13 protein-coding genes are annotated in these 15,710 nt (G+C 41.5%); all 13 read right to left on the bottom strand.

Annotation, left to right across the window (positions count from 1 at the left end; all coding sequences use genetic code 11):
• Positions 1–6: 6 nt before the first annotated feature.
• Positions 7–660, bottom strand: coding sequence for an ATP-binding cassette domain-containing protein (locus tag GSQ66_RS03025; protein ID WP_202923396.1), 654 nt, complete (start codon positions 658–660; stop codon positions 7–9).
• Between the two features lie 38 nt (positions 661–698).
• On the bottom strand, positions 699–971 hold the full coding sequence (locus GSQ66_RS19045) for an ATP-binding cassette domain-containing protein (protein WP_202923395.1): 273 nt from the start codon (positions 969–971) through the stop codon (positions 699–701).
• A gap of 41 nt (positions 972–1,012) precedes the next feature.
• Complete coding sequence (locus GSQ66_RS03020) at positions 1,013–3,280, bottom strand: Gldg family protein (RefSeq protein WP_162426105.1); 2,268 nt, start codon at positions 3,278–3,280, stop codon at positions 1,013–1,015.
• 180 nt (positions 3,281–3,460) lie between these two features.
• On the bottom strand, positions 3,461–3,787 hold the full coding sequence (locus tag GSQ66_RS18760) for a hypothetical protein (protein WP_202923394.1): 327 nt from the start codon (positions 3,785–3,787) through the stop codon (positions 3,461–3,463).
• 14 nt (positions 3,788–3,801) lie between these two features.
• The gene (locus tag GSQ66_RS03015; protein ID WP_202923393.1) at positions 3,802–5,013 is read right to left on the bottom strand and encodes a PKD-like family lipoprotein; all 1,212 of its coding nucleotides are present in this window, start codon (positions 5,011–5,013) and stop codon (positions 3,802–3,804) included.
• Between the two features lie 2 nt (positions 5,014–5,015).
• Positions 5,016–5,747: a DUF4843 domain-containing protein gene (locus tag GSQ66_RS03010; RefSeq protein ID WP_162426104.1), complete on the bottom strand. Its 732-nt coding sequence runs from the start codon at positions 5,745–5,747 to the stop codon at positions 5,016–5,018.
• 17 nt (positions 5,748–5,764) lie between these two features.
• Positions 5,765–7,240, bottom strand: coding sequence for a RagB/SusD family nutrient uptake outer membrane protein (locus GSQ66_RS03005; protein ID WP_162426103.1), 1,476 nt, complete (start codon positions 7,238–7,240; stop codon positions 5,765–5,767).
• 11 nt (positions 7,241–7,251) lie between these two features.
• Positions 7,252–10,584, bottom strand: a complete 3,333-nt coding sequence (locus GSQ66_RS03000; RefSeq protein ID WP_202923392.1) for a SusC/RagA family TonB-linked outer membrane protein — start codon at positions 10,582–10,584, stop codon at positions 7,252–7,254.
• A gap of 393 nt (positions 10,585–10,977) precedes the next feature.
• Positions 10,978–12,210, bottom strand: a complete 1,233-nt coding sequence (locus tag GSQ66_RS02995) for a FecR family protein (protein ID WP_162426102.1) — start codon at positions 12,208–12,210, stop codon at positions 10,978–10,980.
• A gap of 210 nt (positions 12,211–12,420) precedes the next feature.
• The gene (locus GSQ66_RS02990) at positions 12,421–12,990 is read right to left on the bottom strand and encodes an RNA polymerase sigma factor (protein WP_162426101.1); all 570 of its coding nucleotides are present in this window, start codon (positions 12,988–12,990) and stop codon (positions 12,421–12,423) included.
• A 753-nt stretch (positions 12,991–13,743) separates the two neighbouring features.
• On the bottom strand, positions 13,744–14,304 hold the full coding sequence (locus GSQ66_RS02985; RefSeq protein WP_162426100.1) for a DUF2867 domain-containing protein: 561 nt from the start codon (positions 14,302–14,304) through the stop codon (positions 13,744–13,746).
• 179 nt (positions 14,305–14,483) lie between these two features.
• On the bottom strand, positions 14,484–15,101 hold the full coding sequence (locus GSQ66_RS02980; protein WP_162426099.1) for a hypothetical protein: 618 nt from the start codon (positions 15,099–15,101) through the stop codon (positions 14,484–14,486).
• Positions 15,102–15,242: 141 nt separating this feature from the next.
• A complete protein-coding gene (locus GSQ66_RS02975) occupies positions 15,243–15,704 on the bottom strand; it encodes a hypothetical protein (protein ID WP_162426098.1) in 462 nt (153 codons plus the stop codon).
• Positions 15,705–15,710: the final 6 nt, after the last annotated feature.

Below are 15,710 nucleotides of genomic sequence, written 5' to 3'. Positions count from 1 at the left end.
TTCTATTTAAAAGTTTACAGGCACAAGTTCAGGTGCTTTATTTCCTGCATGCTTCTTTTTAGACAATTGAGCAAACACTCCATCCAGTGAGCTTTTCTCAAGGAATATCTCTGATAAGCGCCACCCGTTAGTAATACTAGCCTGAATAATAGTTTTAGTGATTTCAGGACCAGCATTAAATTGTAACCTGATTCTATTCTTCGTCACAAAGTATACATCTGTAATTCCTTCAATAGCATAGAGTTCATCTTCTGACGGAGGGCTGTCAACTTCCATTATTAAGGTGTTTGGCTCAATATAATTGTTGAATGCATGAAGTGTATCAGCAAACACAATCTCACCATGCTCAATCATAACAATCTTATCACAAGTAGCTTGTACTTCTGAAAGGATGTGGGTAGAGAGTATAACAGCTCTGTCTTCAGCAATTTCCCGGATCAGTTTGCGGACCTCCAGTATTTGATTTGGATCAAGCCCGTTTGTTGGTTCATCCAATACAACCAGTTTCGGGTTATGGATAATTGCCTGTGCTAAACCAACACGCTGCTGATAACCTCCGGAAAGGTTCTTTAAAACACGCTTACTGAAATGGCTGATACCACATTTTGCTTTTGCCAATTCTAAGGCATCTTTGATTTTATTTGATGGGATTGAGCGCATATGGGCACAGTGCGTCAGGTATTCATCTACCGTAAGTTCTAAATGCAGGGGGCTTTCTGCGGTAAAAAGCCGATTAATTTTTTGGCTTCCACCGGGTTTTCCCGCACATTAATTCCATCTATAAAAACATCACCCTCCGTCTGATTAATAACGCCGCAAAGGATATTCATCGTGGTTGATTTACCAGCCCCATTGGAACCGAGTAATCCCAGGATACCCCTGTTCTGAATTTCGAAACTAATATTTTTAACTGCCCAGTCTCTGCTGTAACGATGCGACAGGTTCTGGATCTTTGCTATACTTTCTTCCATCTGTGTATTAGATTTGATGTGCTGTTGGTTCTCTTGATATTTTAATTTCTTTTTCTTCTGATAAGTGTAACTGTTCCAAAAGCCCCTAAAGAGATTGGAACGATGGCCAGAAGCAGTATCTGTAGGAACGAGATCTCTGCTTGTGTTACAAGTATTTTATTGTCGATGGATTCCGGGCGCGTTGTATCTATCGGGAACTGACCGTCATTGAACCATTTGAACATGTTTACAATAAATTCAAAGTTCTTGGTTCTCAGATTATATCTTCCCAGCTCTCCATTACTCATAAAGTCCGCATCCCCTATTACTATTATCTTCTGCGCTTTATCTGAAATTTCACGGGTTAAACTCAGCGCTACCGGTATAGCTGCTTTCCGGTCTAAACCAGGTCTGAAGGCTGCTGAATCATTTTCCAGATCAAACTTTTCGGTTTTGTTCCAGGTAAACTGTTTGTCTGTCATCAGGATAGGAGTTACCTTAAATGAATTGCTTTCAGCATAATTCAATCCGACAGCCCCGGGTAATGTAATAATGTCCTTACCAGATATTGCCTTGCTGAATGCAGTTGCGTTTTTTGTAAGGTGGGTCTGAAGCAGGTCCAGTTCAAGTTCTTTTGATTCCTGGAGCAGGGTACCCTCCGTGAATGAAACGCCAAGCTTTTCAACGACAGGATTAAGAATGCTCTGTTTCCCTGGCTCTCCGGCAATTAACATATTGCCACCGTTATCAATGTAGCTGTTGATGAACTGCAACTGTTCCGGAGAGTAAGCTTCGATCGGGTCTGCAATGACCAGCACGGTTAAGCTGTCCGGGGCAGCATTTACCTCGTCAATATTAATGTTCACTACATCGAAGCCCTGATTGATCAATGCTCCCCTGGAAGACAGGGTATTCATGATATCTTTATAATCCTTGTCTCCTGTTCTTAGAACACTGCGTTCGTCATTACCCGTCATAATACCCACCACCGGAGCCTTCGTCAGCAGGCGTTTTAAGGCAGCTGAAATTTCTGCTTCACCAGGATAAGTTAACATATCGAAGAACATGCGGAGCGGAGTGCTTTTACCGTTATATTCAACCATGCGCACAAATGTGTTCTGTTCAGGTACCAGGTTTACTTGTTTCCTAATTTCGGCAGGGGTCATTAACCGTTCATAGTCAAACCCATAGGCTAAAGAATACTGATGCGCCATTTCAGGGAGCGTTTTTCCTAAGTTATCCCGGCTGGTGAAGGTAGAATCGTAGTAGGGCACATACTTCATTTCCAGATTGGGGATAAAGCGGGTGTACTGCTCGAACTTATTGAGATCAAAAATGCGGAATTTTGGAGAACCTAAGTGGGAAAAGGCATTGACTACGTTCACATAACTCGTGATCGTAACCGGCTTGTCAAGCTGATCGATCAGGTCCTTACTACTCTCTGTCAGGGTTCTGTCTTTAAAACGTGTGGTATCGTAATAACCTGTTAAAGTTGGTAATGAACTAATGTAACCAATACCCAGAACCGTAATAACTAAAAGTGTATATCGGCCAGCAACAAAAAGAGAAGAACTACTGTCTCGGCCACTATTCAGCCTCATTACAGTTAGCATCAGGAAGAGGGTAATCACTAAAAGAAAGTAGATTACATCTTTACTGCTGATCAGACCATTGATAAAATTATCTGCCCTGCCATCAAGAGAAATCCAGTAGGTAATATCCCTGACAAAATCAATGCTCTGCCCAACAGTGCCGACAAAGCTTAAGGCGGCGAATAAAGCCAGCGTGCTGATAGCCGCTACGACCTGGTAGGAAGTAAGGCTGGACATGAAAAGCCCGATCGCTGAATAGGCACATATCAATAAATATAAGCCAATAATACCGCCAAGCAAAAACCTGAAGTCCAGTGCTTCTATCGAAAATGTAGCAGCCACTAATATGCCCAGAAGTACTAGCACCAACAGGAAACCATAGCCCATCATTGCCAGAAACTTGCCCAGTATGATCTGCAGATTAGTTAATGGGGAAGAATATAAAAGCTTAATGGAACCGCTGCTGAGTTCCCTGCTCATCAGTCCCATTGTTAGCAGCGGGATGTACAGGTATAATTTATTCTGAACAGCAGCGAAGAACCCCTGCGCTCCGCCAAAAACATCCTGTGTGAGTGATTTTAATGGATTACCCAGCTGTTGACTCGCCTCACGGGTCTCAATCAGACCAATGAAGGTTACCCCACACTGAATAAGAAATATAATGAGTATAATCCAGGCTATTGGTGAATAGAACAGTATACTTAGCTCTAACCGGGCTATTCTGATGATTTTCTTCATGTATTAAAGTAGTTTTTAACTATGGCTTTAGGGATACCTCCCTAGTGTTTACAAGCATGTGCAGCTTATACTACACCGGTTGTTATAGGCTGGAACCAGACAAACTGGTATAAAACCTTTCATGTTCTATTCAGGTAAGGCAGCGCATGCTTTTGCATACGCTGCCTATATTTCCAGAAATTATAATTGTGTCGTGATCGCAGTGATTCGGTCAAACCCATTGAAGGTCTTAATATTAGCCACATCGATGTTACCTACACCAGCGTTGATCATAGGCAGAATGTACACCTTTCCTTCCGTCCCATAGGTAGACATGATGAGCTGTTTATTATTCGTCGCATTATAAGGAGGGTCCCACCCTTCAGACCTGAATGGATAATCGGCCTGACGATATACCTGTAAGGTTGTAATCTCCTCTCCTGCCGGTACCGAATAGCGCAGTTCAAATACAGGAGTTTCGGTGCTATACAACATAGCGTATATTTTGCTATCTGTGGCATAATACATTACCCGCTGGTTGTCTAAAAAGACAAAATGTTTTGCTTTGTCAATTTCCGGAGCCTCGGATAAGCTATACAATGCTTTCGCCTTCGGGGGATAGGACTTGGATAGTTGTCCTGCCCTCCGTCCAGCACATACAGCCCAATATCACCAGATGATTTATCCTTAAGAAGATGCAGGAAGTCTCCTCCTGTGCTTACGCCTGCAGCCAGGTTGACTTTATTCGTCACAGTAGCAGGGTCGAACACCCCTTCAGTATCTGCCGGTACCGGATGCATCTTGTTATCTCCAAAAGACATTATAGTTGGCAGGTAAACAAAATGCTGGTTTGCTTCATCGTAAAAGTTAATCCTGATTGGCAGAGGATAATAGTTAAACCCGTTAAAAGCTATATGATCCGGAACTTTGTAAGTAAAGTCGAACGGCAGGCCAAACTTTCTGGAAGCACCCAGGTACGTACCTGTTAACTTTCCGTCAGCCACATACATATCTCCCTGAACTATTCCGCCGAGCGCCTGTGGATGCTGGCCTGAAGAATTACTGTAGAACAGCTCTCCGTTTGTGCCAGACAACGTGTAGTCCAGCGTATTTATTCGGGTAATACTGTTATCTGTTATTCCTAATAATACATCAACACCATACATTTTTGTGAAGCGCATCTGCTTAATCAAGCCTTTGATGGTACCACTATTTATAGATGAATAAACATTATGCTTCACGCTTTCCCCTGTATAATCCGTTGTTACCAAAGAATGCATGATGTGGCTTATATCGGTATTGATACCGTCACTCGTTTCAGCAATTACAAGCCCTTCCCCAATATTATTTTTAACAGTTACCGGCCAGGACATGATATATTCCAAACCAGTTGATTTATCTGTTATAGTGTAATAAAGCAAATGGTAATTGCCTGAAACATTAGGCTTGAAACGAACTTCGTAGTTCAGGTTCTTCTGATCTCCTATAATATGAAATGTCGTATCGCCGGGTATTAGGTTAATGCGCCACTCATAGCTAAGGTTTGACTCTGAAAGGCCTTTTGCCTTAACCAGGTTGGGCTCTACCACCAGATAATCAAACTGGTGTACTGAAAAAGCTTTCATACCTGTGGTATCAATTTCAACACCTGGCACTTCTTTTACATCCAGTGTGCTTAAATCATCATGGCAGGAAGTAATCATCCATCCCAGCGAAATGATGATGAAGCAAATAAGTATATTTATTCTTTTCATACTTAGTCGAATTTAGAATGTGTATAGTATATAGGAACGATCAACTCTCCAGCCAAAACCCCATCATCATGGCGTAACGGGTTATCCGGGTTGTCCTTGTTCCATTGCTTCACATAGTCGCCAAACTGGGTACCCAGCGCCTGTGCGCCTGTAGGTCCCACGGCGATGTAATCTCGCACTGTAAATGTTTTCACACCTGTAGACTCCACTATAGCTCTGTATGCAGCTGTACTTGCTTTAGCTGTAAAGAAATATCTATAGTAGGTCCAGGCCGGTACAATTACTTTATTTGTCCAGGCAACGGTAAAATCAACTGACTCTGTGTTGCCTTTCTGGAAATCATCGGAATTGGTGATTCTCAGATGCAGGGATACTTTGTCTTTATCCAGAGCTGGTGATTTAAGCAGCCTCACATATAGTTTACCTTTAAATTCACCGGCCTTTACAAGCCCTTCCACAATTTCGTACTGTTGTGGTGTTGCAGTTGTAAGGGAGTCCTGAATTACTTCCACGTTGAAGCGGCGATCGTGGTCTGCTGCCTGGCCCATAACCTGCACCTCTATCTCCTGTACATACTCACCTTCAGGATTACCCAGAAAAGAATACTCTACAGTTTTAGACACAAAATTAACCGCAGGGTCAGCCTGATAAGGCATGATGTCTTGTTTGGCGCATGAGGTAAACAGCAGGGTCACCACCAGGGCCGCAAAAGGAATTAGCTTAAGATTTTTCACTTTCTTAACGTTTAAGGTTATTGGACTCTGTTACCAAACTCAATTTCACTATCCGGATAGGGCAGCACATAGATCTTATCGCCTACTTCTGTGCTTTCCGAAAGTCCGGGAATGGTCGTCTGCCCTAGTCTCTTGTAGTAGAAAAACAACTGCCCTTCACTCACAAACTCTTTGCGGTACTCTTTGTATAGTTCTTCTTTCACTACTTCAGGCTCAGCACCTTCCGAAATTTCTTCAATAATGCCGCGGCTTTTTCTGACTTTGTTCAGATATGCTATGGCCATGTTAAGGTCATTAGCCCTGATGTAATCCTCTGCTGCGATGTAATACATCTCGGGCAGTTTTATCAAAGGCATAATGTTAGGATGGCTTTTTCCATTCTGCAGCAGTTTGATCGATACAAGCCCTCTAGACTGTGCAGCTAACAGCGTGTTATACCGGATATCTGCCACACCAATATTTACATTGGATGTTTCATAAATCCCAGCCGCTGCAGCTGTAGTAAGAAACAGCGCGTCATAGTTGGTAGCCTTTTCTGCATCTAAAAAGCGGTTTACAATATTTTCAAATGCAGTTACATTAAGGCTGAACAGAATTTCAGGATATAGCACCGGATCAGAGCTTACAGGATAGCTCTCAGACTGAATCAGCCTGGCTACCGAACTATTGATCACTTCTTCAGCGGCTACCCTTGCAGCTTGCATCTTTTCGGCGCCACCCTGCCATAAAAGCATTCTTGCCTGCAGCGCCTTTACGGCATAATAGTTCATGCGCTGTTCTCTCTGGTTATAAAACCCGTCGCGATTCACCTGATCAAAATATCCTGCAGGTCTTTCTGCGTTTAAATAGATCGGATCTGCCTTCAGCAATTCTAAAGCCGCATTGATGTCTTTTTCCATCAATACAAAAGTTTGCGCATAGTTTAACTGCGGTGTTACTTCCTTTTTGTATTCCGTCACATAAGGGATCGCCAACTTTCCGGCAAGGTCAGATCGGCTTGCTAAATCGCCATAACCATACAGGCGCATTAAATCAAAATGGATGAAAGCTCTAAGGCCTAGCAGTTCTCCTTTAATGATGTCATGGCTGATAGGATGAAGCACTTCCTTGTTCTTCTCTATGTAGTGAAGTGCATTGTTGATGTTGGCTATGATTGTATAGGAACGGTTCCATAAACCATCAACTTTAGGTATAGCCTTTGTTGCGCGGTACTTGTACTGCTGTACATCAACATAAGATGCCAGGTTAGGAAGTGTTGCATACTGCTGACTTAACAGATCTACAAGGTTCCAGGTCATATCCTTGGCATATAGCTCTGGTGTTGCCATACCTATGTAAACTCCCATCAATGCATCTTTAAAACCATCCTCAGATTTAAACTGCTCCTCTGCTCGTATTTGAGTGCTTGGAGTTACATCGAGCCACTCTTCACAGGAAGTAGCAGCAAACAAAAGGCAAATTCCGGCTACGGTCTTCTTTATTTTTGTTAACATGTTCGTTCTAATTAAAAGGTGGCTAAAGCAGAGAAAGAAAGTGTTCTGGCAAAAGGATAGCTTGTACCTCGCTCAATCCTGATGGTAGAAATATTGGCTACTTCGTTCATGTTCAGGCTAAGCTTCAGCCTTTCCATGCCCAGACGTTTTAACATATCAGTATTGAAATCATAGTACAAGTTTACCGCCGCAATGTCCAGTTCATTTCTGTCCTGCACAAAACGCGAAGTAGCACGGGTCTTTTCAGCATGACTAACGACATAACCTTCTCCGGTATCTACTGTATAGTCGCCAAGGCGCTTGTAAAGTGCATTCTGCCCAGGATATAACCATCTGCCTGTAAGCACTCTTTTGTCAACATTATAGTTCATGTCAACATTTTCCACTTTATCTACAAGCGTCTGGTTATACATCTGTCCGCCACCTAAGTAACGGAAAGTTACATTAAGACCTATTCCACTATGTTCTGCACTAAGCCCAAAATTACCACGGTATTTAGGATTGCTATTTCCTACAACCATCATATCCTTGGCATCCCAATTAAAGGTTGTATTTCCAAAGCGATCAAGATAAACCTCATTTCCTGTAGATGGGTCAATTCCAAGTGATCTAACTGCCCAGATCGCATCCATAGACATTCCGTCCTGATACTTGTGAATAGGTTTGTTATTCCCTCTTTCAGCAGCCTGAACGTCCATCGCCTCATTGTAGCTCTTCATGGCGTTAGACAACTCTACAATCTCATTCTTGTTGGTTACTAAGCCAAAGTTCAGGGAAAAGAAGTTTCTGTCGTGACTCCACACCAGGTAAGAGGCATTCAGGTCATACCCAGCATTTTTTACCCTACCAATGTTATCCTTTACCGTACTAAAACCTGAAGAATTAGCAATGGTCATATCCGTGATCAGGTTCTCCGTATAGTTCTCATAGTAGTCCAGCCTTGCTGATAAGTTCTTAATTCTGGCATCTACACCGACATTATAGTCAAACTTAGTTTCCCACTGCAGCCCGGAGTTGGCCATGTTCTCTAAGTACGAACCTGTAAAACCTTGATAAAGAGACTCTAGGTAATAATTATAGGTAGCAATGGATGCATTGGTATTGAAGTTTTGTTGACCAGTTGAGCCCAGGGAGCCGCGTACTTTCAGTAAATCGAATACGTTGCTACCAATGAAGTGCTCGTTGTGCAGGTTCCAACCTAAGCCAAAGCTCCAGAATTTAGCCCAACGCTTGTCGGTGCCAAACTGGGATGAAGCACTTGTTCTTAGTGTAAGGTCAGAAAGGAATCTATTATCATAAGTATATGACCCTACTGCCAGAAATCCGATGTCGCGGGAAATGCCATTAATACCTGTAGGTCTGGATTCAAGTGCATAAGCACGACCAAATATCACATCATCCATGCGGCTGCTCGGGAAGCCCTCAACCCGATGAACGACTTCATTGAATTTGTTTTCGCTTATGTTAAAGCCTAGGTTCGCAAAGTAAAAATGCTTGTTTACTTCCTTAGAGTAATTGATGTTAAGGTCTCCGGACAAATAACTGCTTTCGCCATTGTTAAGCTGGTAGGAACCTTTACGCTTACCCATATCCTCTCCAACAAATCCTTCAAAACTCGTATGAGCTGAAGGGTAGAATTCGTCTGCGTCGTTGTTTTTAACATCTATACCCACACGGGCAACAGCACGTAACTCCGGCAGAATGCTCCACTCCAGGTAGAAGTTGTCTGTGAAATTGAAATAGCTGGAAGCAATTTTGGAATCCAGCGTTGAGTTAAAAAGCGGGTTTGTGTAGCGCTCCCCATTAGGACCTATTTCTGCATAATAAGGGATACTTCCATCAGCTGCTTCCGCTCTCCAGTAGGGATTCATTTTAGCATATTCATCAAATGTTCCGTACGGAGACTCCTGTGCGTTATTTTTGTTAGCACTCATGATGTTCCTAAACGCTAGGTTCTTAAGGCGATAGGAAGTAGTAAGGCTTCCAGATATGTTTTGCCTAGAAGAACCTTTCATTACACCTACTATATCTCTGTAAGCAACATTTGCCAGCATTCTCAGGTCCTGACCACCCAACTCTACCGATGCACTATGGCGCTGCCCAAAACCCGTTTGCAACGGCTTAGCCATCCAATAGGTATCCAGTCCTTCAAGAGCAAGTTTTTTACGTGCATTGTATAATTGCTGCAACCGTATGTACTCTTCCGGGTCATTCGAATTCGGAGTGTACATCCCGTCTATCCTTTCAGCTTCCAACTTCTCCAGGGCATTGGTAAGGTTATAGCTGGTCAAATCCGGCATTTCCACATCCAGGCTACCGTTATAAGTAACAACTGTGTTTGAACCCGAAAGTCGCTTTGTTTCGATAACAACTACACCATTGGCAGCTTTGGCCCCATAGATAGCCTTAGAAGCTGCATCCTTCAGCAGTGTCACACTTTCAACCCTGTTTATATCCAGGTCTAATACCTGTTCTGCAGTAGCTTCAAAACCATTCAGGATGAATAAAGGCTGGTTAGGATTCTTCAGATAGTTCCCTTTAAGGCCGGAACCTGAACCTTTTTCAGCAACCGGAAAAGTTGAAGTACCTCTTAGTTGCATCTCTGGCAGGGCGTTAGGGTTAGAACCTGCCGAAAGATTATCCATGATTACTATAGAAGGATCAATGTTACGGATAGATTGAAACAGGTTATCATTTCCTACCTTTTTTAGTTCTTCCTGTGTTATAGTTACAGCAGAGCCCGTGTAACTTTCAGCCTTTCGCTCATATATACCCGTCACCACTACCTGCGAAAGCTGTGTGACACTTGGCTTCATTTGCAGGTTGAGCTCTGTTCTTCCGCTAACAGGCATTTCTACTGTTTCAAAGCCTATAAACCTGAACACTAGAACATCACCAGGCAAAACATCAAGCGAGTAGTTTCCATAAGTATCTGAGATCACGCCATTAGTACTGCCTTGTACCATGATGCTAACACCGGGCAAAGGTTGTCCGACCTCATCTGTTATAGTTCCTTTTATCTTAACCTGATCTTGTGCAGATGTTACATCCCTTGAACGCTTAAGAGGGGTGATCACAACCATATTGTCATCACTTACCTCTACTCTATAGTTAGGGCCAACCAGAATAGAAATTGCCTGTAGTAGATTCTTATTTAATATTTTTGCATTCACCTTCCGCTCTACATTTAGTTCATCATCACTGTAGAAGAAGTTCACATCATAGTCGCTGCGGATTTTATTAAAAGCCTGCTGGATGGTTACTTTTCCCATGTCCAGGCTTATTGTTTTTACCGGTGGCTTCTGGGCAACTTTTTCCCATACTATACCTTGGCTCGAGTTCAAGGTCAAAGCCTGTCCGAATGCATTACCGGGTACCTGCAGAAGACAGGTAGAGAGCAGGAACAACCCTCTTTTTCTTCTCAGTGAGAGGAGCTTTTGTTGGCTGGCTAGCTCTTGAAGAGTTAACCTGAGTAAAAGTTTCATCATAAGGTTATTAGGTTAGGATAGTTTTAAGCTTTGATCTTCCCGGCATGCTTAAACTTTAAAAGTTCAAAAAACAAACTTGAAAGCAACAGACCTTTCATACCCTGCAAACACAAACAGGGTGAAACAAAACACTAACGAGCAGTGATTTATGTATTATTTCTTAATTTTTAGGCAAAAAAGGGCCTGACCTCACAGCGTAGCTTTTTTATAACTTGCCGGAAGAATACAAAACGCAAGAGCAGTACCTGATTAGTCCTTCTCTTTAAGTATTACTTTGTTGTTTTCAATGGTGTAGTTTATATCAGCGGTCTTGCTGATGAGCTGAAGTATGTGCTCAACCGGTTTATCCTTTTCAGCCATACCTGTAAATACCTTCGTTTTCAACGATTGATCAGCATATACAACGTTTATACCATACCAGCGCGAAAGTCTGGTAAGAATACTTCCCAATTCCTGCTTTTGAAAATGAAAACGGCCATCTTTCCAGGCAATAAACTCCTCTACATTCACACTCCTGATATTCAACGCCTTACTCTGTCTATGATACACAGCCTGCTTGTTAGGAATCAGTATGGCATCTTTGGAAGCGCCTGTACCACTCATACTTACCTTTCCTTCAACGAGTGTGGTAGCAACAGTAGCATCATCCTCATAGGCGCTCAGGTTAAACTTTGTACCCAACACTTTTACCTGTACATCCCCTGTTATGACAACAAATTGCTTTGTGTCTTTGGTTACTTCAAAGTAGGCTTCGCCCTGTAATTCAACAACCCGTTGAGAGCCTACAAACCTTATAGGGTATTTCAAAGAAGAAGCTGAATTGAGCCATACTCTTGTACCATCAGGTAATTCAACCTGGTATTCTCCTCCAATAGGTACTCTCAGCGTATTATACTCTACTTCCTTGTTTGAATTACCAGCATGCTCAGTAACATCTTCATAAGAAAGTAATTTCTCAGTGTTGTTGACAGATACACCTGGTAAACCTTTCAATACCTGGTCTGTCTGGGCAAGGTCAATTTCTTTTCCATCAGCCAAAATCAATACAGTCTTTTTATTTCCTGACCTGATCGTCCCTTCAACATTTACTACCTGATCGCTTTTAGCATACTGCTGTTCTGCACCAACTATAGTTTTACCGCCGCCAGCCTGAAGCGTATATAACAGATAGCCAAAACCGCTTAGCAGAACAAAGGCTGCCGCATATTTAAAGTATGCAACAAATCGATTTCTGGTCCTTTCTTTGCGCCGCTCTTCTACCTTTGACTTTACCCTGTTTAACGATCGCTGGCTGTTAAACTGGTTATAAATTTCAAACTTATTGTCTATTCTGTCCGCATCTACTATTTTATCAAAAAGTTCTTTGTTATCTTTTTGTTCTTTCCAGTTTGTCAGTATAGCATTCTCCTCATCCGTAAGTGTTCCGGCAATGGATTTACAAATGAGTTCCGCAAGCAGAAAATTAAGGTTGTTAGGGCGCATATCTTTTCTAGTATCTATAGAACTCTTAAGGGTGCATTTCGGGTGGAAAAAAAATTCGCTTTTTTAAAAATATTTTATGCAGACTAAAACTTGTCTAGACATTATGCCGTAGACTATTTCTTTTTTGCATTGGGAGCAAGGCTTTTCAGGTATATAAGTGGATTAACTATAATAAATGGATACCAGAACCATAGCAACTTCTAAAAAGACCTAGGGGTTTGAGAGAAAAGCGTAAAATAACACCATATGATAAGGGTGTCCTTTTAAAATCTCCTTTAATAGCTGAATTGCTCTTGCACGCTGAGATTTAACAGTATTTAAACTTATCCCCATATCAGCTGCGATTTCGCTATACTTTAACTCATCAATACAGGAAAGTTCGAAAACACGCCTGCACTTGGTAGGTAAGGATGCCATGGCCTGGTAGAGAACGGCATGCACTTCTTCTTCCAGGATATAATCATCGGTTGTAGAAAAAGACTGGTTGTTCTCCAGCCCATCCAGTGATGTATTTCTGCCATTCTTTTTAAGGTAATCAAGGGAGCCGTTACGTACAGTAGTATAGAGGTAACCTTTCAGTGCTGCCAGATTTTCGAACTTATCCCGTTTTTCCCAAAGTACCACCATGGCATCCTCAACCACCTCTTCCGCACTCTCCTTGTCTTTTACAAATTTCATCGCAAATACACACAGGCGTCCAAAGAACATATGGAAGAGCTCGTCATAAGCTTTCTCGCTCCCTTTGTTTAACTCGCTTACAAGTAAGTTATCGTTATTCATCCCCCATGGCATCAGTTAAAGGTATCGTAATTAGCACTTTAAATATTGGCTAATCAATGTAAATAAAATTTACTGTTTCCCAAAAGAACACGAGCCATCAATCCAATTTTCCAAGACAATTAGTTTAAAGTCTTTGGATTGTACCAGCAAAGCAAAATATTATTACAACAAATAGGAAAGTTTGGGATATAAATTACTGAGAAGCACTAAGCTTACCATATTGATGATCCAGAATAGAGATTTAAACGCAAAGCATCAGAACTTGCTGACCATTCAGTGCACTTATAACCATTAATAAAGGCTGATCCATCTTAAATCGCTTTGACTAATTGAGTCATACTCATACTTGAATTGCTGGCAAAGCACCATCACATATGAATGCTTTTACCAGCATGCAGCCTATGGAGAGCATACATTTTCATGACGTAGAGAAGAACGCTAATATTGAGCAGGATATACATCGAAATCAAGCTCAACTGGACAGTTTTTTTGGAAGCTAGGCAGCAACTTCCATTCAAGGCTTGCAAACTGTATGAGTAAGAGGCAAAATCTTCTTTCCACAAACTGCTCTATAATCACTTAATGCCGCTAAATCCCTTTGGAAATGGTTCGATAATTCGATCCTATGGTCTACCATAGTAAAAATGCCGCTCCACATCAAATGGAGCGGCTTTTTTGGTTCGATAAATTTCCCCTTTGGTTTAGACTTATCTAACTTTATTCCCCTTTGCTTCAGTTTATTCCTACCCATTGTTAGCCGGTGGTTGTCTTTTCGTTCTCTATTCGTTTAATAATGCCTTTTAACATGGCCGGAACGATTAGTTGATGAAAAGGCCTCACGAACAAAAAATAAACGCGCCCGAAGAGATTATTGAATTTTACAGTTGTAGTTATCGTCAAACTTCTTTTGGCTGTGTCATCAAGAAGTCTGTCCAGAAGTAATGAAACCCTGAAATTCAAATGTTTGTCATCCTCGCCTAATACCACCTCGTTCTCTGTCTTTTCAAACACTTTAAAAAGACCAAGCTGTTGACCTGGCTCACAAGTAAACTTGTCCAGCCGTTGTTGTCTGTCGCTTGGTTGTCCTGATGATTTAAGCCCAAAAAGTCCAACGACTTTATTTCTTATTGCGAACAGAGCGTCTGCCACTTTAGACTTGCCCGAAAAGAACAAAACCCCAATTTTTGTGGAGTCAATCATTCCTTCCTTGTCTAAGAAAAAACGTTGGTAGCTGTCAATATAGTCAAACGACTCACTGTCTTTTTTCAATATTGATTTATCAGGTATTCTGTATGCCTGACTATTGCTTTTCATATGTTATTCTGTTTATGGACACTGGTCGTAATCAAAGACCCTACACAGCTCGGGTATTACTGAAAAGGGAGCTTTTTCCGACTGTCGTTCATTTGAAAAACTAAAGTTCTTTTAAGGACCAATTTGTCAATGTTGCACTTAACCCCAGTTTAAGTAATGCATGGCTAGTGGCTCGTCTTTCATTTTCCAATCAAAACTTCGTATTCTTTAGGTATGGCTACTCCGCTAAAATGATTTGTAAGTCCGTAAAATATGGCAGCTGTCAGAATAACTCCAAGAGACAGGATTGCAATTGATTGCCTGTTGGGTGACAAACCCAATATTGTGTGTTTCATTTTCTTACTATGAATCGAAGCGATGTGCCCGAAAAATGAAACGATTGCCAGACCGTAATAGGGTATAAAAAACAGGTTGAAAGGATACGAATTTAATCCTGTTACTCCAAAATAAAAGTTTGTGTCCAATTGCAATAAAAGTCGTCCGCTTAAAACAGCGATTAAATGGATTATGAAAAAGCCCGCCAGGTAAAGCCCTGTCCAGATTTGAAGTTTTTCGAATCTGGAAGATTCCGTTTTTCTATTTTCTTTAAAGAGCTTCAATCCTGAAACAATTTGCACCAAAATAGCCAACAATAGAACTGCTTCTATAAAAGTGTTCCGATAAAAGAGCCGTAAAGCATTCATCATTTCAATATGCTTGGCGGCACCACAAATGCTCAGAAGGTGATTAAATAAATGAACACCCACAAAAGTCGCTATTGCCAGGCCTGATAGGTAATGAATTTTATTTGCTCGCATTTTTTGGCATTGTGTATTGGGGTGCGTGTACAATAACCGCTAACGCTTCAGGCTTCGTGGCGGCTGGAAGAACGGTCTCGTACATGAGGTGAGCGAGACGTAGCCGAGCTTTGCTCATGTACCGTGTTCTCGGAAGTTATTCTATCTTTTAAATTTCGTTGCAAGCATACTCACACCTGCCACAAAACAAAAGATAATGGTGAATGCGGCCGTGAATATGTAAACAGTCCTGCTATGAAAGTATAGCAATCCTAAAAGCACTATAAACAAAGAAATCAGATGATATAAAAACCTGCCCTGTTCAATGGAGTTATTCTTTCTTCTATTATTTAAACTAAATATTTCTTTACCTGAAAAAACAATTTCGAATAAAGTAAAGGCAGAGAAGAAAACGAATATGACTACTACTGTAGCTTGAGAACCATATTTATTAATTCCTACAACTAATCCTATAATCAATAGCCCAATACTGATTAAGGTATCAGTATTACCTATATTCTTCAATTCTTCCCTTACATATAGAACTAAACTTTTCATAATTACAATTACCGAGAACGGTTTTGGTACATGAGAAGAGTGAGGCACAGCCGAAGCTTTACTCATGTAGCG

Source organism: Pontibacter pudoricolor, from assembly GCF_010092985.1.
Taxonomy (GTDB): domain Bacteria; phylum Bacteroidota; class Bacteroidia; order Cytophagales; family Hymenobacteraceae; genus Pontibacter; species Pontibacter pudoricolor.
The sequence above is the reverse complement of the archived record's forward strand: the minus strand, read 5'-3'. Positions and strand labels throughout refer to the sequence as shown.

Coding starts and splice junctions, on each gene's coding strand:
- GSQ66_RS03025 (WP_202923396.1), bottom strand. CDS start 660: ATGCGCTCAATCCCATCAAATAAAATCAAAGATGCCTTAGAATTGGCA.
- GSQ66_RS19045 (WP_202923395.1), bottom strand. CDS start 971: ATGGAAGAAAGTATAGCAAAGATCCAGAACCTGTCGCATCGTTACAGC.
- GSQ66_RS03020 (WP_162426105.1), bottom strand. CDS start 3,280: ATGAAGAAAATCATCAGAATAGCCCGGTTAGAGCTAAGTATACTGTTC.
- GSQ66_RS18760 (WP_202923394.1), bottom strand. CDS start 3,787: ATGTATTATGCCACAGATAGCAAAATATACGCTATGTTGTATAGCACC.
- GSQ66_RS03015 (WP_202923393.1), bottom strand. CDS start 5,013: ATGAAAAGAATAAATATACTTATTTGCTTCATCATCATTTCGCTGGGA.
- GSQ66_RS03005 (WP_162426103.1), bottom strand. CDS start 7,240: ATGTTAACAAAAATAAAGAAGACCGTAGCCGGAATTTGCCTTTTGTTT.
- GSQ66_RS02995 (WP_162426102.1), bottom strand. CDS start 12,210: ATGCGCCCTAACAACCTTAATTTTCTGCTTGCGGAACTCATTTGTAAA.
- GSQ66_RS02990 (WP_162426101.1), bottom strand. CDS start 12,990: ATGAATAACGATAACTTACTTGTAAGCGAGTTAAACAAAGGGAGCGAG.
- GSQ66_RS02985 (WP_162426100.1), bottom strand. CDS start 14,304: ATGAAAAGCAATAGTCAGGCATACAGAATACCTGATAAATCAATATTG.
- GSQ66_RS02980 (WP_162426099.1), bottom strand. CDS start 15,101: ATGCGAGCAAATAAAATTCATTACCTATCAGGCCTGGCAATAGCGACT.
- GSQ66_RS02975 (WP_162426098.1), bottom strand. CDS start 15,704: ATGAGTAAAGCTTCGGCTGTGCCTCACTCTTCTCATGTACCAAAACCG.